The organism is Paenarthrobacter sp. DKR-5, from assembly GCF_018531425.1.
GTDB lineage: Bacteria > Actinomycetota > Actinomycetes > Actinomycetales > Micrococcaceae > DKR-5.
Genome location: NZ_JAHBOI010000003.1, coordinates 96,156 through 122,134 on the forward strand (window position 1 = coordinate 96,156; position 25,979 = coordinate 122,134).

25 protein-coding genes are annotated in these 25,979 nt (G+C 68.8%); 8 read left to right on the forward strand and 17 right to left on the reverse strand.

The features are described from left to right. Positions 1–51: 51 nt before the first annotated feature. Positions 52–1,167, reverse strand: coding sequence for a multiple monosaccharide ABC transporter substrate-binding protein (gene chvE, locus KIH31_RS06750; protein ID WP_374224855.1), 1,116 nt, complete (start codon positions 1,165–1,167; stop codon positions 52–54). A 291-nt stretch (positions 1,168–1,458) separates the two neighbouring features. On the opposite strand from chvE, the gene KIH31_RS06755 reads away from it, so the two are divergent. Next, positions 1,459–2,454 (forward strand): adenosine deaminase, encoded by a 996-nt coding sequence (locus tag KIH31_RS06755; RefSeq protein WP_214426340.1) that lies wholly within the window; start codon positions 1,459–1,461, stop codon positions 2,452–2,454. A gap of 102 nt (positions 2,455–2,556) precedes the next feature. After that, a complete protein-coding gene (locus tag KIH31_RS06760) occupies positions 2,557–3,453 on the forward strand; it encodes an SDR family oxidoreductase (RefSeq protein ID WP_214426341.1) in 897 nt (298 codons plus the stop codon). Positions 3,454–3,455: 2 nt separating this feature from the next. Here KIH31_RS06760 and KIH31_RS06765 read toward each other — a convergent pair whose 3' ends face one another. Next, entirely contained in the window at positions 3,456–5,222 is a 1,767-nt protein-coding gene (locus KIH31_RS06765) for an alpha-glucosidase (protein WP_214426342.1), read from the reverse strand. Between the two features lie 12 nt (positions 5,223–5,234). Continuing rightward, positions 5,235–5,792, reverse strand: coding sequence for a heme-binding protein (locus tag KIH31_RS06770; protein WP_214426343.1), 558 nt, complete (start codon positions 5,790–5,792; stop codon positions 5,235–5,237). Between the two features lie 176 nt (positions 5,793–5,968). On the opposite strand from KIH31_RS06770, the gene KIH31_RS06775 reads away from it, so the two are divergent. Then, on the forward strand, positions 5,969–6,907 hold the full coding sequence (locus tag KIH31_RS06775; protein ID WP_214426344.1) for a phosphodiesterase: 939 nt from the start codon (positions 5,969–5,971) through the stop codon (positions 6,905–6,907). A 33-nt stretch (positions 6,908–6,940) separates the two neighbouring features. On the opposite strand, the gene KIH31_RS06780 is transcribed toward KIH31_RS06775, so the two are convergent. The 4 genes from KIH31_RS06780 to KIH31_RS06795 all read right to left on the reverse strand — a co-directional run bounded on the left by KIH31_RS06780 (position 6,941) and on the right by KIH31_RS06795 (position 12,628). Beyond that, entirely contained in the window at positions 6,941–8,020 is a 1,080-nt protein-coding gene (locus tag KIH31_RS06780; protein ID WP_250545645.1) for a Gfo/Idh/MocA family protein, read from the reverse strand. A gap of 2 nt (positions 8,021–8,022) precedes the next feature. Continuing rightward, on the reverse strand, positions 8,023–9,609 hold the full coding sequence (locus tag KIH31_RS06785; protein WP_214426346.1) for a stealth family protein: 1,587 nt from the start codon (positions 9,607–9,609) through the stop codon (positions 8,023–8,025). A gap of 467 nt (positions 9,610–10,076) precedes the next feature. Beyond that, positions 10,077–11,495, reverse strand: coding sequence for a UDP-glucose/GDP-mannose dehydrogenase family protein (locus KIH31_RS06790; RefSeq protein ID WP_214426347.1), 1,419 nt, complete (start codon positions 11,493–11,495; stop codon positions 10,077–10,079). Continuing rightward, the gene (locus tag KIH31_RS06795; protein ID WP_214426348.1) at positions 11,492–12,628 is read right to left on the reverse strand and encodes a glycosyltransferase family 1 protein; all 1,137 of its coding nucleotides are present in this window, start codon (positions 12,626–12,628) and stop codon (positions 11,492–11,494) included. Before KIH31_RS06795 ends, KIH31_RS06790 begins: the two co-directional genes overlap by 4 nt. Before the next feature lie 129 nt (positions 12,629–12,757). Between KIH31_RS06795 and KIH31_RS06800 the strand changes: the two genes are divergently transcribed. Continuing rightward, a complete protein-coding gene (locus KIH31_RS06800) occupies positions 12,758–14,050 on the forward strand; it encodes a DUF6350 family protein (protein ID WP_214426349.1) in 1,293 nt (430 codons plus the stop codon). On the opposite strand, the gene KIH31_RS06805 is transcribed toward KIH31_RS06800, so the two are convergent. Both KIH31_RS06805 and KIH31_RS06810 read right to left on the reverse strand, forming a co-directional pair. Next, positions 14,028–14,915 carry a metallophosphoesterase gene (locus KIH31_RS06805; protein WP_214426350.1) on the reverse strand — a complete coding sequence of 296 codons (888 nt, stop codon included), beginning with the start codon at positions 14,913–14,915 and terminating at the stop codon, positions 14,028–14,030. The genes KIH31_RS06800 and KIH31_RS06805 overlap by 23 nt on opposite strands. Continuing rightward, a complete protein-coding gene (locus tag KIH31_RS06810) occupies positions 14,899–15,324 on the reverse strand; it encodes a hypothetical protein (RefSeq protein WP_214426351.1) in 426 nt (141 codons plus the stop codon). The genes KIH31_RS06805 and KIH31_RS06810 overlap by 17 nt, the downstream gene beginning before the upstream one ends. Before the next feature lie 42 nt (positions 15,325–15,366). Between KIH31_RS06810 and purN the strand changes: the two genes are divergently transcribed. The 4 genes from purN to KIH31_RS06830 all read left to right on the forward strand — a co-directional run bounded on the left by purN (position 15,367) and on the right by KIH31_RS06830 (position 19,243). After that, the gene (gene purN, locus KIH31_RS06815; protein WP_214426352.1) at positions 15,367–15,948 is read left to right on the forward strand and encodes a phosphoribosylglycinamide formyltransferase; all 582 of its coding nucleotides are present in this window, start codon (positions 15,367–15,369) and stop codon (positions 15,946–15,948) included. Positions 15,949–15,987: 39 nt separating this feature from the next. Then, positions 15,988–17,589, forward strand: coding sequence for a bifunctional phosphoribosylaminoimidazolecarboxamide formyltransferase/IMP cyclohydrolase (gene purH / locus KIH31_RS06820; RefSeq protein ID WP_214426353.1), 1,602 nt, complete (start codon positions 15,988–15,990; stop codon positions 17,587–17,589). A gap of 10 nt (positions 17,590–17,599) precedes the next feature. Beyond that, complete coding sequence (locus KIH31_RS06825; RefSeq protein ID WP_214426354.1) at positions 17,600–17,908, forward strand: hypothetical protein; 309 nt, start codon at positions 17,600–17,602, stop codon at positions 17,906–17,908. 111 nt (positions 17,909–18,019) lie between these two features. Next, positions 18,020–19,243: an NADP-dependent isocitrate dehydrogenase gene (locus KIH31_RS06830; protein ID WP_214426355.1), complete on the forward strand. Its 1,224-nt coding sequence runs from the start codon at positions 18,020–18,022 to the stop codon at positions 19,241–19,243. A gap of 64 nt (positions 19,244–19,307) precedes the next feature. Here the strand turns inward: KIH31_RS06830 and KIH31_RS06835 are convergent, their stop codons facing one another. The 8 genes from KIH31_RS06835 to KIH31_RS06870 form a co-directional block, all read right to left on the reverse strand. Continuing rightward, positions 19,308–20,816 carry a hypothetical protein gene (locus KIH31_RS06835; protein WP_214426356.1) on the reverse strand — a complete coding sequence of 503 codons (1,509 nt, stop codon included), beginning with the start codon at positions 20,814–20,816 and terminating at the stop codon, positions 19,308–19,310. A 97-nt stretch (positions 20,817–20,913) separates the two neighbouring features. Then, complete coding sequence (locus KIH31_RS06840) at positions 20,914–21,117, reverse strand: hypothetical protein (protein WP_214426357.1); 204 nt, start codon at positions 21,115–21,117, stop codon at positions 20,914–20,916. 58 nt (positions 21,118–21,175) lie between these two features. Then, a complete protein-coding gene (locus KIH31_RS06845; RefSeq protein ID WP_214426358.1) occupies positions 21,176–21,370 on the reverse strand; it encodes a hypothetical protein in 195 nt (64 codons plus the stop codon). 126 nt (positions 21,371–21,496) lie between these two features. Further along, the gene (locus KIH31_RS06850; RefSeq protein WP_214426359.1) at positions 21,497–22,240 is read right to left on the reverse strand and encodes a hypothetical protein; all 744 of its coding nucleotides are present in this window, start codon (positions 22,238–22,240) and stop codon (positions 21,497–21,499) included. Positions 22,241–22,314: 74 nt separating this feature from the next. Continuing rightward, complete coding sequence (locus KIH31_RS18390; protein ID WP_214426360.1) at positions 22,315–23,037, reverse strand: bacterial transcriptional activator domain-containing protein; 723 nt, start codon at positions 23,035–23,037, stop codon at positions 22,315–22,317. A gap of 184 nt (positions 23,038–23,221) precedes the next feature. Continuing rightward, positions 23,222–23,461 carry a hypothetical protein gene (locus KIH31_RS06860; protein WP_214426361.1) on the reverse strand — a complete coding sequence of 80 codons (240 nt, stop codon included), beginning with the start codon at positions 23,459–23,461 and terminating at the stop codon, positions 23,222–23,224. Positions 23,462–23,562: 101 nt separating this feature from the next. Continuing rightward, the gene (locus KIH31_RS06865; RefSeq protein WP_214426362.1) at positions 23,563–24,636 is read right to left on the reverse strand and encodes a Gfo/Idh/MocA family protein; all 1,074 of its coding nucleotides are present in this window, start codon (positions 24,634–24,636) and stop codon (positions 23,563–23,565) included. 13 nt (positions 24,637–24,649) lie between these two features. Next, positions 24,650–25,897: an MFS transporter gene (locus KIH31_RS06870; RefSeq protein ID WP_214426363.1), complete on the reverse strand. Its 1,248-nt coding sequence runs from the start codon at positions 25,895–25,897 to the stop codon at positions 24,650–24,652. Positions 25,898–25,979 lie beyond the last annotated feature (82 nt).

Consider the following 25,979-nt stretch of genomic DNA (forward strand, 5'->3'; position numbering starts at 1 on the left):
AAATGTGGTGGTGGCAGCGCAGGGCCGCCACCACCACGGTTCAGGGTGGGACTACTTCAGGTCCGACTCTTTGTAGTAGCCGCTGTCGACGAGGACCTTCTGGTAGTTGTCCTTGGTGACGACCTGCGGCTGGAGCAGGAACGTGGGGACGATTTTGGCCTTGTTGTCGTAGCTCTTGGTGTCGTTGACCTCCGGGGTCTTGCCCTTGAGCACGTCATCGGCCATGGTCACGGCCTGCTTGCCGAGTTCGCGGGTGTCCTTGAAGATCGTCGAGTACTGCTGGCCGGCGATGATCGATTTCACCGAGGCAGCCTCCGCGTCCTGACCGGTGATCACAGGCAGGTTCGACGTCGAGTAGCCCGAGGCGGTCAGCGCCGAGATGATGCCGATGGACAGGCCATCGTAGGGCGAGAGGATGCCTTGGACCTTGGCGCCGCCGGAGTACGTGCTGGCGATCAGGTTCTGCATGCGCTTCTGGGCCGTGGCGGGGTCCCAGCGCAGCGTGGCGATCTGGGTGAAACCGGTCTGGCCGCTCTTGACCACCAGCGTGCCGTCGTCAATGTACTTCTTCAGCGTCTTCATGGCGCCGTTGTAGAAGAAAGTGGCGTTGTTGTCGTCCGGGCTGCCGGCAAAGAGCTCGACGTTGAACGGGCCCTTCTTTCCGGTTTCCTTGCCGTCCTTGTCCAGGATGCCCAGGCCGGTGAGCAGGGAGGTGGCCTGCTGGACGCCGACCTTTTCGTTATCGAACGTGGTGTAGTAGTCCACGTTCTTATTGCCGTTGATCAGGCGGTCGTAGGCGATGACCTTGATGCCGGCCTTGGCTGCGTTGTCGAGCTGGTCGCTCAGGGCGGTGCCGTCGATTGAAGCGATGATCAGGACCTTGGCGCCCTTGGTGATCATGTTGCTGATCTGCTGGACCTGCTGCGGGATCTTATCGTCGCCGTATTCGAGGTCGGTCTTGTAACCGAGCTTTTCGAGCGAGGCCTTGATGGCGTCGCCGTCCTTGATCCAGCGCTCAGAAGTCTTGGTGGGCATCGCAATGCCGACCAAGGCTCCGCTGTTGTCGCCGCCCCCGGAGCTGGCGTTGCCGCCACGGCTTCCACAGGCAGCAAGGGAAAGGGCCATGCTGACGGCAGCGACGCCGACAACGAGCTTCTTCAGTTTCACTCTGTTTCCTTCGATTGCATCTGACGTCCTTGTCGAGGATGTCGCTCCGCGCCCTTCAGCCACCGTGCCGGTGGGGTGAAGGGCTGCGGTCGGGTGCGAACGATCCCTGCGAAGACAAATGTTGTGAGCGCTAACAACGCCTCGGTCCATCTTAGAGTCGGCGCGGTGCGTGGTGTCAATCACACTCGGTAACAGTCCGCCGAATTGCGCAGAAATTGCGCCGAGCGGCTGTGCGGCGGCCCGTACTAGGCTGGGAAGTCCCGTGACCGCCGAAAACTGGAGGACCCGATCATGGACCGGCTGCCCGTCGTCGAATTGCATCTGCACATCGAAGGGACACTCGAACCCGGGCTGATCTTCGTGCTCGCGGAGCGCAATGGCGTCGAGCTTCCCTACGCGGACCTCGCCGAGCTGGAGCGGCAGTATGAGTTCGGGGACCTGCAGTCCTTCCTGGATCTCTACTACGCGAACATGGCGGTGCTGCGCACGGAGCGGGACTTCACGGATCTTGCCCGGGCGTACCTGGCGAGGGCGGCGGCAGCAGGGGTGCGGCATGCGGAGATCATGTTCGATCCGCAGGCGCACGTCTCCCGCGGCGTGCCGCTGGAGACGTGCGTGAACGGCCTGGCTTCGGCTCTGGGGGAGAGCGAGGAGGAGTTCGGGGTGAGCACGGTTCTGATTGCTGCGTTCCTGCGGGACGAGCCGGCCGAGGATGCCCTGGAGGTGCTCGAGCAGCTGCTGGCGATGAACGCTCCGATCACCGGCATCGGGCTGGATTCCGCGGAGGTGGGCCACCCGCCCCGGGACTTCGTGGCGCTGTACGACCGGGCACGGGAGGCGGGCCTGGAGTGCGTGGCGCACGCGGGGGAGGAGGGGCCGCCCGAGTACATCCGGGAGGCGCTGGATCTGCTCCAGGTTGCGCGGATCGATCACGGCATCCGCTGCCTCGAGGACGAGGAGCTGGTGGAGAGGCTGGTGGCCGAGCAGGTGCCGTTGACCGTCTGCCCCCTGTCGAATGTCCGGCTCCGCGCCGTGGACACCCTTGCCCGCCATCCGCTGCCGCGGATGCTGGGCCGCGGGCTGAATGTTTCGGTGAACTCGGATGACCCGGCCTACTTCGGCGGGTACATCGACGAGAACTTTCGCCAGCTCACCGAGCTGTTCGGGTTCACCGACGAGCAGCTCGCCGCGCTTGCCGTCAACTCCGTGCGCAGCGCGTTCATCACCGAAGAGCGGCGCCGCGGGCTGTTCGCGGAGATCGATGAATGGCGCCGCGGGCGCAGCTGACAGGGTTGAAAGCCCGGGGTGGGCCACCTAGGGTAATAAGCAGGCTTAGCTTTTCGGTGTGCCGGAAGCGGCTGTTCAAACCCCTAGCGATCGGAGCATTCCGTGGGCAACGACCAGTACACATTTCAGGATCCGACCAAGCGCTACCCGCAGATCTCGCCGCCGAAGCAGGACCAGCCCGAACCGGGACTGGACAAGACTCTCGAGCCGCAGACGGACCGGGGTGAGCAGTCCTACCGGGGGACCGGCCGGCTGGAGGGCCGCAGGGCGCTGATCACGGGCGCTGACTCGGGTATCGGAGCGGCCGTGGCCATCGCCTATGCCCGCGAGGGCGCCGACGTCACCCTGTCCTACCTGCCCGAGGAGGAGGAAGACGCGCAGCACGTCAGCCGGGTGATCGAGGAGGCCGGGCGCAAGGCCGTGCGCATCCCCGGCGATTTGAAGGACTCCGCTATGTGCCGCGAGCTGGTGCAGCGGGCGGTGGAGGAGCTGGGCGGACTGGACATCCTGGTGAACAATGCGGGCAAGCAGCTCGCCGTCGACAAGCTCGAGGACCTCAGCGACGAACAGTTCGACCACACGCTGAAGACGAACCTGTACGCCATGTTCTGGATCACCAAGGCCGCGCTCCCGCACTTGGCGCCCGGCTCGACCATCATCAACACGACGTCGGTGCAGGCCTACAACCCGTCGCCCACGCTGATCGACTACGCCACGACCAAGGCCGGTATCAACAACTTCACGAAAGGGCTGGCCCAGCAGCTGGCGCCGCGCGGCATCCGCGTCAACGCCGTCGCGCCCGGACCCTTCTGGACCCCGCTGCAGGTCAGCGACGGCCAACCGAAAGAAGCCCTCCCGGAGTTCGGGCAGAGCACACCCCTCGGCCGTGCCGGGCAGCCCACGGAACTGGCGCCCGCCTACGTGTTCCTCGCCTCGCCCGAATCCAGCTATGTGCTCGGGGAGACGCTCAACGTCAACGGCGGCACGCCGACACCGTAGGCCTACCGCAGGCGGCGGAAGACTTTCAGCTCCCAGGGCCGGAGGGTGAGGCTGGCGTCATGGGGGTAGTTGCCGAGAATCTGCTCGGCTTTGCTCCAGGTGTTGTCGCCGACGTCAACGGTGTGTTCGGTGGCGGAGAAGTTGCCCAGGACGAGCATTTCGATTTCGGGCAGGGTGCGCAGGTAGGAATAGACGTGCTCGTCCTGGGGCAGCAGCATGGTGAAGCCGCCGTGGGAGATGACCGGGTCCGCGTGGCGGAGTTCGATGACTTTGCGGTAAAAGCTGTAGACGGAGTCCGGGTCGTCGACCTGGGCGGCGGCGTTGATGTGGTTCGCGTTCGGGTTCACTGCAATCCAGGGCGAGCCGGTGGTGAACCCGCCATGCCGGGTGGCGTCCCATTGAACGGGGGTGCGGGCGTTGTCGCGGTTGAGGGGGGCGAGGGCGGCGAGGACTTCGGCGTCGGTGTGGCCGAGGTGGGTGGTGGCTTCGCGGTGGTGGTTGAGCACTTCGATGTCGCGGTAGTCGCTGATCGCGCCGAAGCTCATGTTGGTCATGCCCAGTTCCTCGCCCTGGTACACGTACGGGGTGCCGCGGTGCAGGTGCAGGATACCGGCGAGCATCTTCGCGGACAGTTCGCGGTATTCGGGGCTGTCGTCGCCGAACCGGGAGACGGCGCGGGCCTGGTCGTGGTTGCCCCAGTAGAGGCTGTTCCAGCCGCGTTCGGCCAGCCCGTCCTGCCAGCGCGCGAGGGAGGCCTTCAGATCGGTCAGCCGCAGTTTCCGCGGCCGCCACTTGCTGCCCTCGCCGTGGTCCAGGCCGACATGCTCGAACTGGAAGACCATGTTCACTTCCTCGCGGGCGGGGTCCGTGAACAGGACCGCGTCCTCGACGGTGACGCCGGGCATTTCCCCGACGGTCAGCAGCGGCCCGGTGCGGTGCGCGAACACGGCCTGGTGCATTTCGTGCAGGAACTCGTGGATGCGGGGGCCGGACATGTAGTGCGGGCTGCCGTCGCCGTAGAGCTTGCCCTCGGCTTTGACACCGTCGGGCAGGGCGGTGTCCTTGGAAATGAAGTTGATGACGTCCATCCGGAAGCCGTCCACGCCGCGGTCCAGCCACCAGTTCATCATCTCGTACACGGCGGCGCGGACCTCAGGGTTCTCCCAGTTCAGGTCCGGCTGCTTCTTCGAGAACAGGTGCAGGTAATACTCGCCGGTGGCCTCGTCGTAGTCCCAGGCCGGGCCGGAGAACGCGGATCCCCAGTTGTTCGGTTCGGCCCCCGGGGTGCCGGGCGCGGTCCCGGGGCGGGCCGGCCGCCACCAGTACCAGTCGCGTTTGGGGTTGTCCTTGGAGGAACGGGACTGCACGAACCAGGGGTGTTCGTCGGAGGTGTGGTTCACGACCAGGTCCATGACGAGTTTCATTCCGCGCGCGTGCAGGCCTTCGGTGAGTTCCTGCAGGTCCGCCAGGGACCCGAAGATCGGGTCGATGTCCTGGTAGTTGCTGATGTCGTACCCGTTGTCGTCCTGCGGGGAAGTGTAGATCGGGGAGAGCCAGAGCACGTCCACGCCGAGCTTCTTCAGGTAGTCCAGCTTGCCGATGATGCCCTGCAGGTCCCCGATGCCGTCCCCGTTCGAGTCGGCGAAACTGCGCGGATACACCTGGTACACCACCGCACTGGCAAACCAGTCCTTCGCCGGCTGAACAGCAGGCTGGACGGCAACGGGGGCGGGTTGAACGGGGTGCGTGCCGCTCTGCTCAATCGTCATGGTGTCATCCTCTCACTGGGCAGCGGGCTCATCGGCTGCGGGGTTGGCTGTTTCCGGGTCCCGGACGGACACCAGCACCTCGTTCCGGCGCAGGAACCACGGTTTGAACGGCGGGTCGTAGCGGGCGAACCGCGGCGGCCCGACCGGAGTCAGCCCGGCCGCGGCCACCGCCGCCGCCAGCTGGCGCGCGCGTTCCTCGAAGATCTGCTGGCTCCACCGGCCGGAAAACCGCAGTGCGGCCGCGTAGCCCTCCGGAACGGACCGCACCTGGACCTGCGGGTCGGCAGGGGCGGGCGCAGAGCGCTCGGAGACCGACGCCGGCAGGACGAACGACACCCGGTAGCGGTTTTCCTTCGCTGTGCCGTCCTGGAGAACGGGGGCTGTCATGGCGATCCGGGTTCCGGCCGCGTTGCCGCCCCGGATGTACCCGGCCAGTGAACGGAAGGCCCGGTTCGCGGCGTCTTCGAAGGTGTTGCGCACCTCGACCTCCGCCACGAGGTGCTCCGGGTAGAGCCTCAGCTGGAACCCGTCGTAGTCGGCTGCGACGCTGTACGGCTGCTGTTCGGTCACGTGTCCGAACCTACGCCGGGCGCCCTGAATTGTCACCGCCCGTCTGTCAACAGTAGGTATCCGGCCGTTTTGCGACATAGGGCAATTGTTTACCGGCGGTTCAACTGGTCTATGCTTTGATGAGTCCTAATGAGAGGGAAAGCGGAGTCCAACTCCTCCCAAACAAGAAGGTCCAAATGAATTACATTCCGGCCGAATATCCCCGGCCGCGTCATTTCATATTGCATCTCAGCGACACCCATCTGGTGGGTGGTCCGGAACCCTTGTACGGGGCCGTCGACAGCGAAGGAAACCTGCGCAGGCTCTTCGACGAGCTGCTCGAATCCGGCAACAAACCCGAAGCGATCGTGTTCACCGGCGACCTCGCCGACCGCGGCGAGGCCGAGGCGTACAAGCGGCTGACCGGCATCGTCCAGCCCGCCGCGGAGGCGATGGGCACGGAGCTGATCTGGGCGATGGGCAACCATGACGACCGCGCCAACTTCCGCAGCCTGCTGCTGGGGGAGGAAGCGGGAACCGAACCCGTGGACCGCAGCTACGACATCAACGGCCTGCGAATCATCACTCTCGACTCAACGGTTCCCGGCTACCACCACGGAGAGATCAGCCCGGCGCAGCTGCAGTGGCTGGCGGACGAACTGAAGGACCCTGCGCCGGACGGCACGATCCTGGCCATGCACCACCCGCCGGTCCCCAGCGTGCTGGACCTGGCAGTGCTGGTCGAACTCCGGGACCAGCAGCCGCTCGCCGACGTCCTTTGGGGCTCCGATGTGCGCACCATCATCGCCGGGCACCTGCACTACACGACGACGGCGACTTTCGCCGGTATCCCGGTCTCGGTGGCCTCGGCGACCTGCTACACGCAGGACCTGAACATTCCGGCCGGACATACCCGGCCGCAGGACGGGGCGCAGTCGTTCAACATGGTCCACGTCTATGACCACACGGTCGTGAGCTCGGTGGTCCCGCTGGGTAACTTTCCCACCGTTGGGGAGCATGTCGGGGCCCAGGAAACCCGGAGGCGGATAGCCGAGGCGGGCATCCGCGTCCCGTCGCTTCCGGACCGGGCCCCCGGGCGCGCCGAGCCGGGGCTCAATCAGCTCACGTCGAAGTAGCCGCGCGGAGCTTGTGCCGGCGCGGCACCACGGTCACGCCCAGGGCTGCGGCTCGGTGCGGACGGCCGCGCCGGTCCCGGCCGCCTTCCGGACCATCAGCTGCAGGTAGTGGTCCTGTGATGCCTCGGCCAGGCTGTAGACGTCCGGGCCGCCGGCGGCGTAGTGCGACATCTTCTCCAGCAGGTCGGCAATCGCAAGCTCGTCGTCGTTGAGCCGGGCAGGAACGAAGCTGTTGTGGTACAGCCACTCGTCCCCGGCGACCAGGCCCTTGAGGTAGTAGCCCTGCAGGTTGCCGTTTTCGCCCGCGTTGAGCCGGCGGATGCTGTGCCGCATCTGGGTCCTGTAGTCCTGCAGGTAGCGCACCTCGGTATCGCGGATTTCGCCCCTGCTGCCGCGGACCAGCACGCTGCGGGAGCGGACCAGGGAGTAGTATTGCTCGCTCGTCCAGTCGTAGACGCCCAGCCGGCCGCCGAAGTCCAGTTGCGCAATGGTCTGCCGCTCCGCGACGGTGGCCTCCGCTTCGGCTTCCCCGTGACGGCTGGGGCCGGCCGCGACCGGGAACTCGTACTCCTTGGCAGTGATCACGGCATCCTCGTACCCCACCCCGAGCAGCCGGCGGATCAGGCTGATGCCGTGGTAGTCGTGGCAGGCCGAGACCTGGGCCAGCGACACCTCGCCGAGCCGGCCCGAGCCGGCGATGCGCAGCTGGGCGGCGAGCAGCGGCTGCAGGTGGTACTGCTCGGCGACCTGGATGCGCGCACCGTACTGGGTCAGGCGGTTCAGAGCGTACAGCTCCGGCAGTTCCGCCGCGGGAGGGGTCTCGGTGAGTACCGGAAGGCCCAGTTCGGCGACGTCGCGGATCAGTCCGGGCGCGGCGTGCCTAGCCACCGAGACCACCGCGAATTCAGGCGAGCCGGCCCGCACGACGTCGTCCAGGGAGCGGAAGGCCGGCACGGAGTACCGCTTCGTGATGGCCTCGCCCGCCTCCGCGCGGCGGGTGACGACGCCGGCCACGCGGAACCGCTCGGGCAGGGCCTGGGCTACGCGGAGGAAGAACTCCGCCCGCCAGCCGTTGCCGACGATGGCGAACACCACGGGCCGTGCCGTCGTCATGGTCATTTCTCCCAGGGGGCCTTGATCGGGAAGTACTTTTCCAGGAAGTCGGTGACCAGTTCGGCGCGTTCCTCCGCGGGGACCTCCGGGAAGCTGCCGTCGTTGAGGCAGAAGAAATCCATGTTCCGCTTCGACAGCAGCCGCTTCAGGTAGTTCAGCCCGGACCTGAAGGTTGTGTCGACGTACTTCACACGCGCGTTGGTCTGGGTCACGGCCCGGCCGGTGAGCAGGGAGTAGTAGTGGTACAGCGAGTTGGTCACGGAAATGTTGTGGGCGGCGCGGAAGGTGCTGGCGGCGGTGGCGGCGAACTCGGCCGGGAACTCCCGCTCCATTTCCGCCATCACGCTCCGGCGCAGCGGTGCGGCGCAGTGCTCCAGGTGACGGGTGGTGATCCGGCCGAAACGGCCCTTGAGCAGCTTGCGGTTCACCCGGGCGGCATTCTCGAAGCCGCTGCGCTCCTCGTCGTTCTCGCCCAGGCCGATCCGGGTGGTGGCTTCGATGAACTTGGTGACCCCGCCCGGGGAGAAGAACACGTCCGGGCCCACCGGCCGGCCGAAGAACATGTCGTCGTTGGAGTAGAGGAAGTGCTCGGACAGGCCCTCGATGTGGTGCAGCTGGCACTCGACCGCCTGCGAATTGTGCGTCGGGAGCACCGAGGGGTCGGCGAAGAATTCCTCGCTCCGCACGATCGTCACGGCGGGGTGGTCCGCCAGCCACTGCGGCGGATTGGAGTCCGTGGCGATGAAGATGCGGCGGATCCAGGGCGCGAACATGTAGACCGAACGCAACGCGTACTTGAGCTCGTTGATCTGCCGGAAGCGCGCCTCGTGGTCGTCGCCCGCGCCGACCTTGACGCCCTGCATCCGCTGGGCCCGGGCAGCCTGGTACTCGGGGGAGGAGCCATCCACCCAGGAGAAAACGATGTCGATCTCGAAGTCGATGTCCGTGGCGTGGTCAGCGAACATGTTCTCGATGGTCGGCCAGCTGCGGCCGAAGCGCTCGACGGTGCCACGTACAGCATCCTGCGCCAGCAGCGTGCGCCGGGTGAGCGAGTTTTCGATGGGCAGCACCAGCTGGTCGCCCTCGAAGGCCCAGAGCTCGACCTGGATGCCGGCGGACGGCCCGTAGCTGAGGCCCCCGTTGGGTTCGACGCGGCGCCGGTAGAGGCGCAGGATGCGCTCCTTGCCGCTCTTGACCAGCTGCCCGTCGGCGACCAGCAGGGCGGTCTTCTTCTTCGCATCGACAGTCTGGGAGTAGAACGGCTCGTTGACGCAGGCGGCGGCGAGTGCCACGCGCAGCTGTTTGCGCTGCTTCCAGTTGATGGCGATCACCGGCCGCTCGTCGTTGCCGCGCACCAGCAGGTATTCGATCCCTGCCTCGTCCAGCGCGTCCCGGATGAACAGCAGGTCCTCCACCATCGCCTGGTGCGGTGTCCTGTCCTTGTTGACCAAGGCGTAGCGGCCCTTGACCCGGATCACGTCCGGCCTGTTTTCAAACCGCGCGACGGCGGCCGGCGATGTTACTTCCGGAAGCTCCGGTTCTTCGTCAGGCGCTTGGGCGCCGAAATAAACATCGTGGGCAGCGGACACGTCGGTAATGGGATCCTCCAGGGGGTAAGCGGGCTAGGCGGTACTTACCTTCATGATACGGCTGGCCCGCAACCGGGCTCCGGCGGCGGTCTCATGATGTGCGCCTTCGTGAAAAGCTCAGATGTTCCTCAGAGCTTTTCAAAGAGGAGTACCGGGAATCCTGGGCCACTAGCCCTGCACAGTGCCTCTAGCGCCGTCTGCGCTGCAGATCGGGGCAGGCCGCGAAGATTGTCTGCCCCGAAGGAAGCTAGCGTCGGTCCTGGGAGCCAGTTTCGGAAGCGGGCTGCGGACAAGGGAGGCACTTATGGGGACCCCGGTGACGTTGACCGAATTCCTCCGGAAGCCGAACGAGGTGATGGAGCGCGCAGCCGACGGTCCGGTGCGGCTCATCCGCCGGAACGCGGACGGGCGACCGGCGCCGCTTTGCCGAGGAGGCGCTCAGCGTCGCGCGGGCCTCAGCAGCGCTGTCAGATTTCCAGCCGCTGCGGCGTTTGGCCGCCGAGTGGGAGCAACGGGCGTGGAGAGGAGGGAACTGACGGGGACTGCGCCGTGGACGCGGGGACGGCGTCCTCCGGCAGCGCGGCACTCCGGCCGAGTCCCCGGTAGGTCCAGCCCGCAGCACGCCACGCCGGGGCATCCAGGGCGTTGCGGGCATCCAGGATGGTGCGCAGACGCACGCGGTCTCCGGCCAGATGCGGGTCCAGCCGGCTGAACTCGTCCCATTCGGTCATCAACACCACGAGTTCGGCGCCGTGCAGGGCGCGCGCCGCGGAGGCCTCGAACCGCAGCTGCGGGTAGCGCACCCACGCGCTGTTCACCGCCTTGGGGTCCGTCACCACCACGGCTGCCCCCTGCTCGGCGAGCCGCAGCGCGACGTCCAGGGCAGGGGAGTCGCGGATGTCGTCGGTGTCGGGCTTGAAGGCTGCTCCGAGGATGGTAATCTGGCGGCCGGCCAGCTCGCCGCCGCACAGGTCCGCGGCGATCCTCACGGTCCGGTCGCGCTGGCCGGTGTTCACGGCGTCCACCACGCTCATCCACTCATCCACCGACTCCACGCCGAGGGCGCGGGCCTGGGTGCGCAGCGAGCGGATGTCCTTGGGCAGGCAGCCGCCCCCGAAGCCGGCCCCGGCGTGCAGGTAGCGTGCGCCGATCCGCGGGTCCAGGCCCATCGCTTCGCCGAGGGCGACGACGTCGGCCCCCGCGGCGTCGCACAGCTCGGCCATGGCGTTGATGAAGGAGACCTTCGTGGCGAGGAACGCGTTCGAGGCGGACTTGATCAGTTCCGCCGTCGCGAAATCGGTGACGATCCGCGGCACCCCGTTGTGCAGCAGCGGCGCGTACACCTCATCCAGTGCCCGGGTGACGCCTCCGCCGTCCGCCGGCACCCCGTAGACCAGGCGGTCCGGGACCAGGGAGTCCTTCACCGCGGTTCCCTGCCGCAGGAACTCCGGGTTCCAGCCCACGATTACGTCCGGCCGTTCGGCCAGCAGGCCGGCCACCATGTCCACCGTGCCAACCGGCACCGTGGACTTGCCGATGACGGCGGCGCCGGGCTTGAGGTGCGGCAGCAGGCCGGTGACCGCCGAGACGAGGAAGCCCAGGTCGGCCGCGTCGCTGGTCTTGGCCTGCGGCGTCCCCACGCACAGGAAGTGCACGTCGGCCCCGGCGGCCGCCGCGATGTCCGTGGAGAATGCCAGCAGCCCGGTGTCCCGGCCGTGCCGGAGCAGGTCCTCCAGACCCCTCTCGTAGAAGGGTGCTGTGCCCTGGCCCAGCCGGGCGACCTTCGCCGGGTCCGTGTCGATGCCGGTGACGCTGTGGCCCATGGACGCGAGGGTTGCGGCGTGCACCGCTCCCAGATAGCCGCAGCCGATGACGGAAATCTTCATACCCGGTTCCTTGCCTTCGCATAGTCGTTGATGGCGGCCTCGTAATGCCCGCTCAGCTGTTCGCATACCGCTCCCCAGGTGCGCCCGAGCACCGCCTTGCGGGCGGCCGCGCCGAACGCGGCGCGCTTCGCGTCGTCGCCGGTGAGGTCCTGCACGTAGCTGCGGAGCTGCGCCAGGTCTCCGGGCGGGTAAAGCCACCCGGTCCGGGACGAGGACACCAGGTCCAGCGGGCCGCCGCGGCCTGTCGCGACCACCGGCACGCCCGAGGCCATGGCCTCCTGGATGGTCTGGCAGAACGTTTCCGACTCCCCGGGATGCACGAAGAGGTCCAGGCTGGCGACGACGGCCGCCAGTTCCGCGCCGCCGAGGAAGCCGGTGAACACGGCGCCGGGCAGGGCGGCCTCGAGGGCGGCACGCTGCGGGCCCTCGCCGACGATGACCAGCCGCGTGCCGGGCAGCCCTGCCAGCGCGGCAAGGTCCTCCACCTGTTTCTCCGCGGCGAGCCGGCCGACGTAGCCGACGATCCGCTCACCGGCAGGGGCAACCGCCGCCCGCCACTGCCGGTCCCGGTTGGCCGGATCGAAGCGCACCGCATCCACGCCCCGCCGCCACAGGTGCACCCGGCCGATGCCGCGGCCCTTGAGCTGGTTCACCGCGAAGGTGGAGGGCGCCAAGGTGCGGGTGGCCGCCAGATGGATGTTTTCGACCCGCTGCCAGAGCATGTTCTCCAGGAAGGGCAGCCCGTACCGGGCCGCGTAGGCCGGGACCTCGGTCTGGTAGACGGCCACCGAAGGGATCCCGAGCTGCTCGGCCGCCTGGACCGCGCGCCAGCCCAGGATGAACGGCGAAGCGAGGTGCACGACGTCGGGCCGGAACCCGGCGAGGATGCGCCGGACCCGGCCGACGGAGCCCGCGGCGATGCGCACGTTCGGGTAGGCACTGAACGCGAAGGACGGCAGCCGCCGCACGGGAGCGCCGTCCACCCGGTCCGGGGCGCCCGGCTCGGTGCTGGAGGGTGCGAGGACGAGCACCTCGTCGCCGCGCCCGGACAGATGCGCGAGCACCTGCAGCAGCGAATGGGTGACGCCGTTCATGTGCGGCAGGAATGACTCGGCAACGATTGCGATCCTCACGCCTCCACGCTCGCTCCGCCGGTTGGCGGCGGGGGGAGGCACAGGTGTCGGCGCGCTTAAGGTTCGGTGAACAGCCGCCGGGCCAGCCTTCCCTCGCCGCCGCGGGGGTGCGTGGCACGATAGATAGCGATGAAACTCAAAGCGGACCAGACCGGACAGCGCGGCCTTCCGATGCCCCTGTGGCTCCAGGGAGGCCTCGAAGCGGCGCAGGCGGCCGTGATCTCCGCGCTGCTGGCGATGGTTCCGCTCGCAGGGGTGTGGATAGCGGACGGATTCTCCAACCGGACAATGGACTCGCTGGCCCGGCTCGCAGGCCAGGCCTGGCTGCTGATCCACGCCGTTCCGCTGGAACTGGGCCCCGGCGCCGGAGCGTCCGGGCGTCCCGGGTCCGGCCTGCTCAGCCTGATTCCGCTGGGTTTGACCCTCATTCCGTTCCTGCTGTCCTGGCGTGCAGGCCGCAGGCTCGCCAAGGCCTCCTACACGGACCAGCTCTGGCAGGCGCTGCTGGGCGCGGGCGCTGTCTATGCGGCGGCGGGCGCGGCAACGGCCTACTTCTGTTCGGGGCCGGACGTCAGCGCGAACCTGGCCGCGGCGGCAGTGGTGCCGCTGGTGCCGGTCGGGTTGGGGCTGGTCTTCGGCAGCCGGCGCGAGGCGGGGGCCTGGGGGCGCCTGATCGGGGTCGACGCCGCCGCCTGGGTGGCGCGGACGAGCCAGCATTCGCGCTGGGCCGGCTCCTACGTGTGGTCCGCGCTGCGGGCCGGGGCCCTTGCCGTGGTCGCGGCCCTCGCCCTTTCCGGGGTGCTGCTGGCGGCGGACCTGGCGCTGCACTGGTCGGACATGACGGCGGTCTACGAGGGTCTGGGGGCCGGTGCCGTCGGCGGGGCGGTGCTGACCATCGCGCAGCTGGGCTTCATTCCCAATCTGGTGGTCTGGACGCTGTCCTGGGCCTCGGGCGCGGGCATCACGCTCGGTGCCGGTTCGGTCAGCGGGCCGCTGGTGACGGCGGTCGGGCCGCTTCCCGCCGTCCCGGTCCTCGGGGCCATTCCGGCCGGCAGGATGGACTACGGGCTGGTCGGTGTCGTGCTTCCGGTGCTGGCGGGCGTGCTCGCCGGCTGGTGGTTCATCCGCGAAGGCGAGAACCACTTTGACGAGTGGCTGGCGATCAAGATCAAAGCCCGCTGGTTCACTGCCGCGGCCTCCACACTCGCGCTGGGACTGTTCATTGGCGCGGTGGCCGCTGTGCTGGCCGGGGCGGCAGCGTGGCTCTCGCACGGTTCCGCGGGCATCGGCCGGCTGACCGACGTCGGGCCGGACTTCCTGGCCACCGCGGTCTGGGTGGGCGCCGAGGTAGCCATCGGGGCCGTCATCGGCTGCGCCTTCGCGCCGTGGCTCGAGCGGGTCAGGCCCGGATCCGCCGGCTGAGCTCCTCCACCCCGGCAGGATCGAGGTCGAAGACCGGCCGCGCGCTTTCCAGCCGCAGCGGCGCCACCCGCACCCGGCCGTCGGCCCGCAGGGTCACCGCAGCGGCGCCGCTGGTGGCGAGCGCCCGCTCGTGCCCCGGCGCGGCCAGCACATCGTTCACGTTCACCACACCGGCGGTCACGACGACGGGAACCGGGCGGCCGGACGGCTCCACCGCATCGGCCAGATGGTGGTGATAATGCCCGGAGAGCACCAGCCGGACATCGCTGCCGGCGAGGGCGGCAACCAGCTCCGCGCGGTTCTGCAGGTCGATCCCGTGATGCAGCGGGGTGAGAGGTTCCACCGGCGGATGGTGCACGACCAGCACCGTGCCGCGCTCCGACGGCCGGGCGAGCCGGCCGCGGAGCCAGGCCAGATGCTGCTGCTCCACCAGCCCGTGGGTGCGGCCCGGCACCGAGCTGTCCACGCTGATGATCCGGTAGCCCGCGACGGTGCTCACTCCGCAGACCGGGCCCGTGCCCGCCGGCTCCGGGGCGGAGCCGGGGTGGCCGTTGCCGAGCACGCTGCGGAAACCGGTGCGTTCGTCATGGTTGCCCATGGCGAACACCACGCGGGCACCGCGCGGGCGCGCGAAGTCCTCCAGCAGGTCCCGCGCGGTGCGGTACGAGGCGGCGGATCCGTCGTCGGACACATCCCCGGAGGCGACGAGCAGATCGAACCGGTCCAGGTGCTGCAGCGACGCGAGCAAGGTCCGCAGGGCGCTGACCGTGTCGACGGTCCCGGCGTGCAGGGCGCCTCCGGCGAGCAGGTGGGTGTCGCTCAGGTGCAGGATGCGCAGGCCCCCGGGTTCAGGGTGAGACCACACCGGTGAGCTCCTTGAACGTCTCCTGATACTGCTGCATGCAGGCGTCCTTGGCTTGCTCGGTCAGCGCCGAGTCCATGCAGTTCTGGTAGTCCTGGAACACGGGCCAGAAGACGATGAGCCCGAGGCCGGCGAGGAACAGCATGACCGAGGCCCCCAGTCCTAACGCCACCGCGATGAAGAGCGCCCGCGGCAGCCGGAGCCGGTGGATCCGCACGGCCGTAAGGATCCCCAGCACAATGCCCGCCGCGCCGAAGCCGAGGGCAGCGGCGCTCCAGGGCAGGTTCAACCGGGCAACGGCGAAACCGGCCAGGACGACGGCGACGAAGATCCACAGCAGCCGCCGGGCCCTGTCCACCTCGGTGCCGCTCGGCCGCCCGCTGGCCTTGAGCTTTGTTCCGTTCTCCTCCACGAGGATTAAGGGTAGAGGACGGGCGAACGTTAAGGTGGTGGGATGCGCATAGTTGTCCTCGTTTCCGGCACCGGATCGAACCTGCAGGCGATCATCGACGCCGTGGCCGCCGGAGAGCTGGACGTGCAGATCGCCGCCGTCGGTGCCGACCGGAAGGGGACCTACGGCGTCGAGCGCTCCGCCGCCGCGGGCCTGGAGACGTTCGTGGTGGATTTCAAGGACTACACGGTCCGGTCCGAGTGGAACGCCGCCCTGACGGCGAAGGTGCTCAGCTACGCGCCGGACCTGGTGGTCTCCTCCGGTTTCATGAGGATCGTCGACGAGCACTTCATCGCCACCTTCGAGAACCGGTACATCAACACCCACCCGGCGCTGCTGCCCGCCTTTCCGGGCGCCCACGGTGTCCGGGATGCCCTCGCCTACGGGGTGAAGGTGACCGGCTGCACCGTGCACTACGCCGACACCGGCGTGGACACGGGCCCGATCATCGCCCAGGAGGCTGTCACGGTGGAACCGGACGACACCGAGGAAGCGCTGCACGAACGCATCAAAGTCGTCGAACGCCGGCTGCTGGTGCAGACCTTGAAGGACCTCGCCGCGGCCCGCAAAGCCCCGGTGGCCTAAACTAGCCCTATCCCACCAAAGCGACCTCTGGAGACTTCCGTGAGCTTGACGTCCCTTGACCGTGTTCCCATCCGCCGGGCTTTGATCTCGGTGTACGACAAGACCGGGCTGGAGGATCTCGCCACCGGGCTGCACCGGGCCGGGGTCACCATCGTCTCCACGGGGTCCACCGCGAAGGCCATCGCCGCCGCGAACGTTCCGGTCACCGAGGTCGCCGAGATCACCGGGTTCCCCGAAACCCTCGACGGGCGCGTGAAGACGCTGCACCCGCGGATCCACGCCGGCATCCTCGCCGACCGCCGGCGCGATGACCACGTCGCCCAGCTCAAGGACCTCGACATCGAGCCCTTCGACCTGGTGATCGTGAACCTTTACCCGTTCGTGGACACCGTGAAGTCCGGCGCCGGCCAGGACGACGTCGTCGAGCAGATCGACATCGGCGGCCCCTCCATGGTGCGCGCCGCCGCGAAGAACCACGCCTCCGTGGCAGTGGTCGTGGACCCGGCCAGCTACGGTGACGTGGTCGCCGCTGCGTCCTCGGGCGGCTTCGACCTGGCTGCCCGACGCCGGCTCGCCGCGCTCGCGTTCGCCCACACCGCCGCGTACGACAACGCGGTGGCGGCGTGGACCGCCAAGGAACTGGCGCAGGAAGAAGGCTTCTGGCCGGCCTACGCCGGGGTGGCGCTCGAACGTGCCGAGGTGCTGCGCTACGGCGAGAACCCGCACCAGCAGGCCGCGCTGTACGTGGACCAGCAGGCCCTTCCCGGCATCGCCCAGGCGGACCAGCTGCACGGCAAGGCGATGAGTTACAACAACTACGTGGACGCCGACGCCGCGTTGCGCGCCGCCTTCGACTTCGACGAGCCCGCCGTGGCGATCATCAAGCACGCCAACCCCTGCGGCATCGCGGTGGCGGCGCCGGACGCCGAGGACCCGATCGCCGACGCGCATGCCAAGGCGCACGCCTGCGATCCGGTCTCGGCCTTCGGCGGCGTCATCGCGGCGAACCGCACGGTCACCGCCGGCATGGCACGCACGGTCGCCGGCATCTTCACCGAGGTCGTCATCGCCCCGGCGTTCGAGCCCGAAGCGGTGGAGATCCTCTCCGCCAAGAAGAACATCCGGCTGCTCACCCTGCCGGACGGCTACGGCCGCGAGGCCGTCGAGTTCCGGCAGGTTTCCGGCGGCATGCTCGCCCAGACCGCGGACCGTCTCGACGCCGAGGGCGACGACGCGGCGAACTGGACGCTCGCTGCCGGCGAGGCGGCCGACGAGGCCACGCTCGCGGACCTGAAGTTCGCCTGGACGGCGCTGCGCGCGGTGAAGTCCAACGGCATCCTGCTGGCCAACAACGGCGCCTCGGTGGGCGTCGGCATGGGCCAGGTCAACCGGGTGGATTCCTGCCACCTGGCCGTGGACAGGGCCCGCACTCTCGGCGGGGACACGGACCGTGCCAAGGGGTCGGTCGCCGCGTCCGACGCGTTCTTCCCCTTCGCGGACGGCCTGCAGGTGCTGCTGGACGCCGGGGTGCGCGCCGTCGTGCAGCCGGGAGGCTCCGTCCGGGACGAAGAGGTCATCGAGGCCGCCAAGGCCGCGGGCGTGACCATGTACCTCACGGGTGCCCGGCATTTCTTCCACTAAAGTCGAGGGCATGACCCGATCGAACGCGCCGGCCCCCAAGGGGTCCACGCCGGGCGGTCGGGGCCCCTTCGCTCCCGGGCGGCGCCTGTTCTGGGTGGTCGTGCCGGTGCTGGCGCTCGTCGTCGTGCTGGCCGTGACGGTGAATTTCCGCGCGGCCAGCCGGCTGCTGGCCGCGCTGCTGGTGCTGCTGGCGGTGCTGCGGGGCATGGGCCGCCCCGAGGCGGAGCCCTTCGCGGCCCGCGGCAAGCTGTTCGACGTCGTCCTGCTCGCCCTGGGCGCCGCAGGCCTGCTCGTTTTCTCCGTCATCGCCTCGGACTAGCAGCGTTTCGTGAGGCCGCAAACCGCTGTGGCATAGTTGGGTCTGGAGAAATCCCCGTAAACACAGGGGCCATGGGAACAATCGGCGGCCCCGGAAGCACAAGGAGACCGCGTGTCTGAAAAGATCAAGGTCGTCGGCTCCGTCGTAGAGCTCGACGGCGACGAGATGACCCGTATCATCTGGCAGTTCATCAAGGACCGTCTGATCCACCCGTACCTGGATGTGGACCTGAAGTACTTCGATCTGTCCATCCAGAACCGCGACGCCACCGACGACCAGGTCACCGTTGACGCCGCGAACGCCATCAAGGAGCACAACGTCGGCGTCAAGTGCGCGACAATCACTCCGGACGAGGCGCGCGTCGAGGAATTCGGCCTGAAGAAGATGTGGGTTTCCCCGAACGGGACCATCCGCAACATCCTGGGCGGCGTCGTCTTCCGCGAGCCCATCATCATCTCCAACATCCCGCGCCTGGTGCCGGGCTGGAACAAGCCGATCATCATCGGGCGCCACGCGTTCGGTGACCAGTACCGCGCCACCAACTTCAAGGTTCCCGGCGCCGGCACCCTGACCCTGACCTTCACGCCGGCCGACGGCTCGGAGGAAATCAAGCAGGAAGTCGTCACGTTCCCCGAGAACGGCGGCGTCGCCATGGGCATGTACAACTTCAACGACTCGATCCGCGACTTTGCCCGCGCCTCGTTCGCCTACGGCCTGCAGCGCAAGTACCCGGTGTACCTGTCCACCAAGAACACCATCCTCAAGGCCTACGACGGCCAGTTCAAGGACATCTTCCAGGAGGTGTTCGACAACGAGTTCAAGGACCAGTTCGACGCCGCCGGCCTGACCTACGAGCACCGGCTCATCGACGACATGGTGGCTTCCGCCATGAAGTGGGAGGGCGGCTACGTCTGGGCCTGCAAGAACTACGACGGCGACGTTCAGTCCGACACCGTGGCCCAGGGCTTCGGCTCGCTCGGCCTGATGACCTCCGTGCTGATGACCCCGGACGGCAAAACCGTCGAGGCCGAGGCCGCCCACGGCACGGTGACCCGGCACTACCGCCAGCACCAGCAGGGCAAGCCCACCTCCACCAACCCGATCGCCTCGATCTACGCGTGGACCCGCGGCCTGATGCACCGCGGCAAGCTGGACAACACCCCGGATGTCGTCAACTTCGCCGAGACCCTGGAAGACGTCGTCGTGAAGACCGTCGAGTCCGGCAAGATGACCAAGGACCTGGCCCTGCTCGTGGGTCCGGACCAGGAATGGCTGACCACCGAGGACTTCCTCGGCGCGCTGGACGAGAACCTGAAGGCACGCCTGGCCGTCTAGCCGCGGTATGCCGACACGACGGCGGCCCCGACCCTCGCTCCGAGGGCCGGGGCCGCCGTCGTTGTCAGGGCGTTCGTCGCGTGCGGCCGGACGTCCGGGGCAGCAGCGCGGACCTGAGGTACGCGCGCGCTCCGGGGTTCCGCCGCAGGTGCGCCGGGCCCCGGCGCAGCTGGACGGGCACCGCCGTCGCGGCCTCCGGCAGTGCTGCCCAGTTCCAGTGCTTGCCCGCCGGGAAGCGCCGCGGCTCGGCCTGCCGAGGCACCCAGCCCGACACCCAGAGCCGGGCGCGGACCAGCCGCAGCACTCCGGCGCCAAGCTGCTGCAGGATGACCGCTATGCCGGCCACCGGAAGCAGCAGCAGCACCATCGACAGCGCGGACAACACTGCCTCGAGTGGATGGGCCGCGTTCACCGCGGCCGCGAACAGGCGCGCATGCGCGCTGAGCGCGGCCGCGGTCTGCCCGGCGAGCAGCGGCAGGTTCCACAGCAGCCAGCCCAGGAGCAGGAACAGGGACGGGATGACGGTCAGTACCCAGGCCGTCACGATGCGCCGGGAAGCCGGACGCAGCTCCAGCACCCGCGGATCAGGGGCCGCGCCCGGGCGCAGGCTGCGGACCACGGGCCCCACCCGGGCAAAGAGATCCGGGACCCCGGCGAGGTCGGAGAGAACGAAGTAGCCATCCAGCCGCACTGTCGGCGGCAGCTGCTGCAGCATCTGGACCTGGGTGGCGAAAACGAACAGCAGGAGCACGCCGCTGCCGGTGAGCAGGTAACCGGTGCCGGCGGCCAGCACGCACAAGGCGTTGAAGTACAGGCCGCCCAGGTCGGTGCGCAGCCGGCCGGCCCGGCCCAGCCGGTAGGAGTCGGTGACGTCGGTGAAGAACGCCGGGAAGACCAGATACACCCCGAAGCCGATGACACCCGGCCGCGCCCCGCCGTAACAGCAGGCGGCGGCATGACCGAGCTCGTGCACCAGCGCCCCTGCCATCATCAGCACGAACAGCCCCAGGAGCAGGGCCGGGGTCAGCAGGATCTGGCCGAAGGCCGCCAGCAGGTCGCTTGAGGTCAGCAGGGTCCCGTCCAGCAGCAGCAGGCCGCCTGCCACGGCGACGACGACGGGTGGGTTGTACAGCGGGGCCAGCACGGCGGCGGCCCGGCGGCTGGCCGCCGCCGGCAGCAGGGTCCCCTTGAGCCGAAGGGCGAGCAGCGGTGCGGCCATCGGCGGTGCTGCGCGGTCCGCACCGGAGTCCTCCGCGGCGTCGTGGACGAGGCCGAGCGGGCGCAGTTTGCGCTCGATGACCTGGCCGAGCAGCTCGACCGGGAGCTCCCGGCCGCAGGTGCGGGTGACGTGCGCAGCCTGGTCCGCCGGGAGGCGGTGTTCCGCGGTCGCGGTGAGGATCAGCTGGAGAAGCGCTGACACCTGGACGATCTGGCCGTCTGGCCGGCGGATCAGGAACTTCTCCGCTGCGAGCCCGGAACCGTTCAGCGGGCCGAGGAAGGACACGCCCTCGGCCAGCCGCCACCGCTGTTCCCGCGGCGGGGCCGGGGCCGGCTCAAGGGAGGCGAAGTCCACGGTGTCTGCCTTTGTCCGCACGTCCGGGGGAGTGGGGAATCGCGGGCACGCCGCGCCGAAGCGTGCCGTGCCCGCGATCCTGGCCCGCGGCCGGGGCCTACCGCATCGAAGCGAGATGCTGCAAAGCGGCGGCGTTGGCCGTGGAACCGATGGTTGCTGCATTGATGGCGAACGCGAGGTTCACGCCAACGACCGGCGCGACATCGATGGTGAAGTCCAACGACATCGTTTCGCGTGCCGGTAGCAGCAGGGCGGACTCTGCATCGAGGTCCGCCGAGCAGAGGACGGGTGGTGCCGTCATGGCGCACGTCCTTTCGATGCTGCCGGTCGGCAGGCCCGACCGGCAGTCCGGCCCGGTCTCACTGCTGTGACAGGGCGATGGTTTGGACAGCGGCGCTGTTCGCCTGAGACAGCAGCGTGAGCGCGTTCACTGCGCTGGACGAATTCGAGGCAACGATCTGGGCCCAGTTCGCATGGCCCACAGCGAGAGTTTCCCGGGAGGGAAGCAATTCGACGTTTTCGTCCGCAAGTTCCGCGATGGTCAATTTCTCCATTTGATATTCACCTCCTTTGATTTCTCCAATCGATTGCCTTCGCAAACGATCTCCACAGTAAATAGGGCGGACTGTTACAGCGCCGTTACCCCCGCATTACCGCAACGACCGTTGGGCGCGCCGCAGCTACCCGAGCTTGACGTCCACCGCGCGCTGCACCGTGCCGGCGCCAAGATCGGGGAGGATGATCTTCTGCAGCCGGGCGGCGGTGTCGTCGGCGAGGCGTTGGGCGTTGGGCTCAGCCAGGCGCAGCTGCGGCGACGCCTTGCGCGCCTGGTTGAGCCGGTCCGCCAGCTGCCGCTGCAGCTGGGCGATCAGGGCTTCGGCCCGCTCCGACAGGTCGCGGCGGCTGCCTCCGGCGATCACGAACTGCAGGGCAGCCGCCGTCGTGCTGCACCTGGTGCAGCGCGTGTTCAGCGCCAGCGCCCGGTTGTTGACCGTGAGCCGGCCGTGGCGCGCCACCACCAGCTGGACCGACACGGCCGAGGAGGAGCAGCCTGAGCAGCTGGACGACGCGGTGGCGGAATTGTCGGCGGCAACGTCGCTGCCGCCGTTGTAGACGACCTGGAATGTGGTGGCTGTGGCCGAGCAGCCGTTGCAGTTGCTGGTGGCGACAGAGACCGCCACCGCTTTGCCGTGCGTGCGAGCGCTCTCCTGCGCACTGTCCGCCCGCACCGGACCGGCGGCGGTCGGCACAGCCGTGGAGGCGGTTTCCACCCGGTCAAGGTACGGGAGGTCGCGTGCCTCCGGGATGGAGCCCGCCGCGGTGGCGGCGGTGGCGGCCGGCCCGGGCGTCCACGCCCCGGCCAGCAACATCGCCGCAACCAGCGCAAGCACGCTGAAGGTACTGATCAGGATCCTGCCGCGCATGACGTGCCTCTTTTCGTGGGTTTGCCGGTGGCTCCCGGCGGATACCCGGGCCGGAGAAGGGACCCGGGGAGGCTCTACTGGGCCGGAGCGGCGGAGGATGGCACGTTCAAAAGGTCCGCGAAGCTGCGCGAAGGCGCTACCCCGAGCTCGCGCTGCAGGCGGAGCCGGAACTGCTGGAAGCTGCGGATTGCGGCCGCCTGGTTGCCGGCCCGCAGGTGGCTGCGGGCCAGAAGCTGCTGGGCGCTTTCGCGCAGCGGTTCGATCGAGGCGGCCACCCGGGCGGCTTCGATGGCGCGGGGGACGTCACCGGCGTCAAGGAAGCGGGCGGCCATGGTTTCCAGCGCGTCCAGGCGCAGCAACTGCAGGCGCTCCTGCTCGAACATCACCCAGTCTTCGTACCAACCGGGCAACAGGTCCGCTGCCTGCAGAACGTCGATGCTGTGCTCCGGCGGCTGCGCGTGGCCGTTCTGCACGGACGCGATCAGCTGCCGCACCTCGCGGAAGTCAACGCGCACGCCGTCGGCGAGGCTGAGCGAAGCCGGAGTGCAGTGCAGCAGGAGCGGCAGCTGGTGGGAAATGCGGAACAGGCTGGTGCGCAGGCTCCCTGCCGCCTGCGCCTCCGGGCTGTCCGGCCAGAGCAGGCCGGCGATGAACTGGCGGGAGCGGGGCCCCAGCAGGGCCAGGGCGGCGATCAAGCGCTGCTGGCGGGCTCCCACGTCGACCGGCACGCCGGTGCGCGTGAGCTGCCAGAATCCCAACAGGCTGAGTTCCCAAGCCGGGCTCAGGATTGCGTCCACGCATGCCCCCTGTTCATTCCCGGTGCCCCCTGCCGAAGCAGGCAGCACCGATGCTTTCGTCGGGCCGGCGGGGCTGCCCGGGTGGGCTTTTCCCCGCATTTCAGCATGGCGAGAGGGCGTTGCGGTGTCTATGGACTAAAGTCCTCCCGCCGTACGGGGGCGGGAGGCAGGACGGCAGGCGCCCTTAACGGAGGCCCTGCGCGAGCCATGCGCGCACGGCCGCCAGGACCTGCTCGGGATCGGCTGTGACGATGACCGATTGTCCTTCGTCACCGGCGTCCGAGAAAGTCAGCCTGGCCCTGAAAGGCTGCTCGTGCCCTTCCTCGGACCAGGTGCGGATCACCATCGTTCCCTGCCCGGCGGGCAGGGTACAAGTGGCCTCCTCCTCCTCGAGATGGAGCAGGGCAGAGTGGTGTTCGTTCATGGCGCACCCCCAGCGGTTTTGCCGAACTCATGTGCAGTAAGCGCCAGTGTACGGCAGTGGCGCGGCCGGGCAACAGGGGCTTGCGGTTCGAACCGACGGCGTCAGCGCCGGTCGCCGGGATAGTGCACGCCGAGCTGGGCCCGGATCCCGTCGAAGAGCCGCATCGTGTCAAGCGAGTCCTCCAGCGGCATCGTCGGGCTTTCCGTCAGGCCCTGCTGGATGCAGCGGGTGACTTCCCGCAGTTCGTGGACGTAGCCGCGGCCGACGACGTCGAAGGACTCGGTGCGCACGTCGCCCCAGCCGATCCGGACCGAGAGTTCCGAGGGGTTGTTGATGGACCCGTCCGCCCGCAGCCAGCCCTCGCTGCCGCAGACGACGGCGGTGCGCGGTGAGTGCGCCAGCAGGGACGAGGTGAGCTGCGCCTGCGCGCCTGAGGAGTACCCGAGGACGAGGGCGTTCTGGGCGTCGACGCCGTCGCCGGTGAGAGTGCCGACGGCGGTGACGGACTGCGGGAGCCCGAGCGTTCCCCACGCCCACAGCAGCGGGTAGACGGTCAGGTCCAGCAGCGCGCCGCCGCCGTCCTTCGGGGCCCAGATGCGCGCCGCCGGATCCGGCGGGGCCGGGAAGCCCAGGTCGGCGCTGACCCACTGCACGGTGCCGATCTCGCCGGAGGCGGCGATTTCCCACGCGCGGTTCATGCTGGGCAGGAAGCGGCTCCACACCGCCTCCATCAGGAAGAGGTTATTGGCGCGGGCCAGCTCCGCCAGTTCGGTGGCCTCCCGGGTGTTGATGGTGAACGCCTTTTCGCACAGCACGTGCTTGCCGGACCGGAGGGCGGCCTTCGCGACAGCGTGGTGCTGGGCATGCGGCGTGGCGATGTAGACGACGTCCACGTCCGGGTCCTCCACCAGCTTCTCGTAACCGGAGGCGGCCTCGTCGTCGGCGTACCACGCGGTGAAACCGAAGCGGTCCGCGAACGCCCGGGCGCGGCGCGCCTCGCGGGAGCTGACGGCGTGCAGCACAGCATCCGGCAGCAGGGCCAGATCCGTGGTGACGGTGCCGGCAATCCGGCCGGTGGCCACCACGCCCCAGCGCAGCGGCCGGCCGGTGGCGGCGAGCGGATCCGGGTCCGCGGAGGAGAGCAGGGCCGGCGGGACGATGAACGGCGGGGTCATGGGAACCATAGTGTCAGGTGTGGTCGTTGCCGCGCATGCGCACGGCGACGAGCAGCCCGGAGGCGGCGGTGAGTGCTGCGACGACGGCTATCGCCGCCGGGATGCCGAAGGCGTCGGCGACCAGGCCGGCGAGCAGGGCGCCGACCGCGAAGCCCCCGTCGCGCCAGAGCCGGTAGATGCCGACCGAGCGGGCCCGCCACTGCGGATGGGCGACGTCGCCGATGGCGGCCAGCAGCGTCGGGTAGACCATGGCGGTGCCGGCGCCCAGCAGGACGGCGGCGACGAGCCACAGGCCGAAGCCGGTGCCGAAGGCCGTCATCGTCAGGCCGGCGGCCTGGACGAGCATGCCTCCTACGATCAGGCCCTTGCGTCCGATCCGGTCCGAGAGCGCGCCGGTGACCAGCTGCCCCGCGCCCCAGACCGCCGGGTAGACCGCGGCGAGGATGCCGATCCGGCCCACCGACAGGCCCGCGGAGGCGAAGAGCACCGGGAACAGGCCCCAGGCGAGGCCGTCGTTGAGGTTGTTCACCATGCCGGCCTGGCTGACCGAGGAGAGCGACTTGTCCCGGAAGCTGGTCAGCGTGAAGATTTCGCGGGTGCTCAGGCCGGCGCCGGCTTGGGCGTGGGCAGCGGTGTGGTTGGCCGCTTCCAGCGCCACGTGGTGGCGGGTCTCCCGCACGGCGAGCACGGACAGGCCGAGGCCGAGCGCAATGTAGGCGGCGCCGAGCAGGAACGGCCCCGGGCGCAGGCCGTAGCCCGCGGCGATGTAGCCGGTGGCGAGAGCGGTGCCGGCGACGCCGAGGTAGCCGGCGGCCTCATTCAGGCCCATGGCCAGGCCCCGGCGGGACGGCCCGACGAGGTCCATTTTCATCACCACGGTGGTGGACCACGTCAGCCCTTGGCTGATGCCCAGGACCACGTTGGCGGCCACGATCCACCCCCAGGACGGTCCGAAGATCAGCAGCAGCGGCACCGGGATGGCGACCAGCCAGCCGGCCACGAGGACGGGTTTGCGTCCGTAGCGGTCCGAGAGCGTGCCGGCGAAATAGTTCATGCCGGCCTTGGCGAGGCCGAAGGCCAGGATGTAGGTCAGGGCGCTGGTGTACTGGTCGAGGTGGAAGACCTGCCCGGCCAGCAGCGGCAGCACGGTGCGTTCCTGTCCCAAGGTGCCGCCGACCAGCGCGTTCACCGAGACCAGGAGGACGAACTGGGCAAGGTTCTGGCGCAGACCGAGCGTGATGGGGCGGCCCCGCAATTCCATGTCATTCCTTCCGTGCCGGTTGTCCGGACATCTGGTATTCCAAAGAAACATGGAATACTGTTGTTCCAGTATTGCACGGAGT

Coding starts and splice junctions, on each gene's coding strand:
- KIH31_RS06845 (WP_214426358.1), bottom strand. CDS start 21,370: ATGGAGAAATTGACCATCGCGGAACTTGCGGACGAAAACGTCGAATTG.
- KIH31_RS06865 (WP_214426362.1), bottom strand. CDS start 24,636: ATGACCCCGCCGTTCATCGTCCCGCCGGCCCTGCTCTCCTCCGCGGAC.
- KIH31_RS06780 (WP_250545645.1), bottom strand. CDS start 8,020: ATGACGACGGCACGGCCCGTGGTGTTCGCCATCGTCGGCAACGGCTGG.
- KIH31_RS06860 (WP_214426361.1), bottom strand. CDS start 23,461: ATGAACGAACACCACTCTGCCCTGCTCCATCTCGAGGAGGAGGAGGCC.
- KIH31_RS06870 (WP_214426363.1), bottom strand. CDS start 25,897: ATGGAATTGCGGGGCCGCCCCATCACGCTCGGTCTGCGCCAGAACCTT.
- KIH31_RS06800 (WP_214426349.1), top strand. CDS start 12,758: ATGAAACTCAAAGCGGACCAGACCGGACAGCGCGGCCTTCCGATGCCC.
- KIH31_RS06790 (WP_214426347.1), bottom strand. CDS start 11,495: ATGAAGATTTCCGTCATCGGCTGCGGCTATCTGGGAGCGGTGCACGCC.
- KIH31_RS06775 (WP_214426344.1), top strand. CDS start 5,969: ATGAATTACATTCCGGCCGAATATCCCCGGCCGCGTCATTTCATATTG.
- KIH31_RS06850 (WP_214426359.1), bottom strand. CDS start 22,240: ATGCGCGGCAGGATCCTGATCAGTACCTTCAGCGTGCTTGCGCTGGTT.
- KIH31_RS06840 (WP_214426357.1), bottom strand. CDS start 21,117: ATGACGGCACCACCCGTCCTCTGCTCGGCGGACCTCGATGCAGAGTCC.
- KIH31_RS06825 (WP_214426354.1), top strand. CDS start 17,600: ATGACCCGATCGAACGCGCCGGCCCCCAAGGGGTCCACGCCGGGCGGT.
- purN (WP_214426352.1), top strand. CDS start 15,367: ATGCGCATAGTTGTCCTCGTTTCCGGCACCGGATCGAACCTGCAGGCG.
- KIH31_RS06765 (WP_214426342.1), bottom strand. CDS start 5,222: ATGACGATTGAGCAGAGCGGCACGCACCCCGTTCAACCCGCCCCCGTT.
- KIH31_RS06755 (WP_214426340.1), top strand. CDS start 1,459: ATGGACCGGCTGCCCGTCGTCGAATTGCATCTGCACATCGAAGGGACA.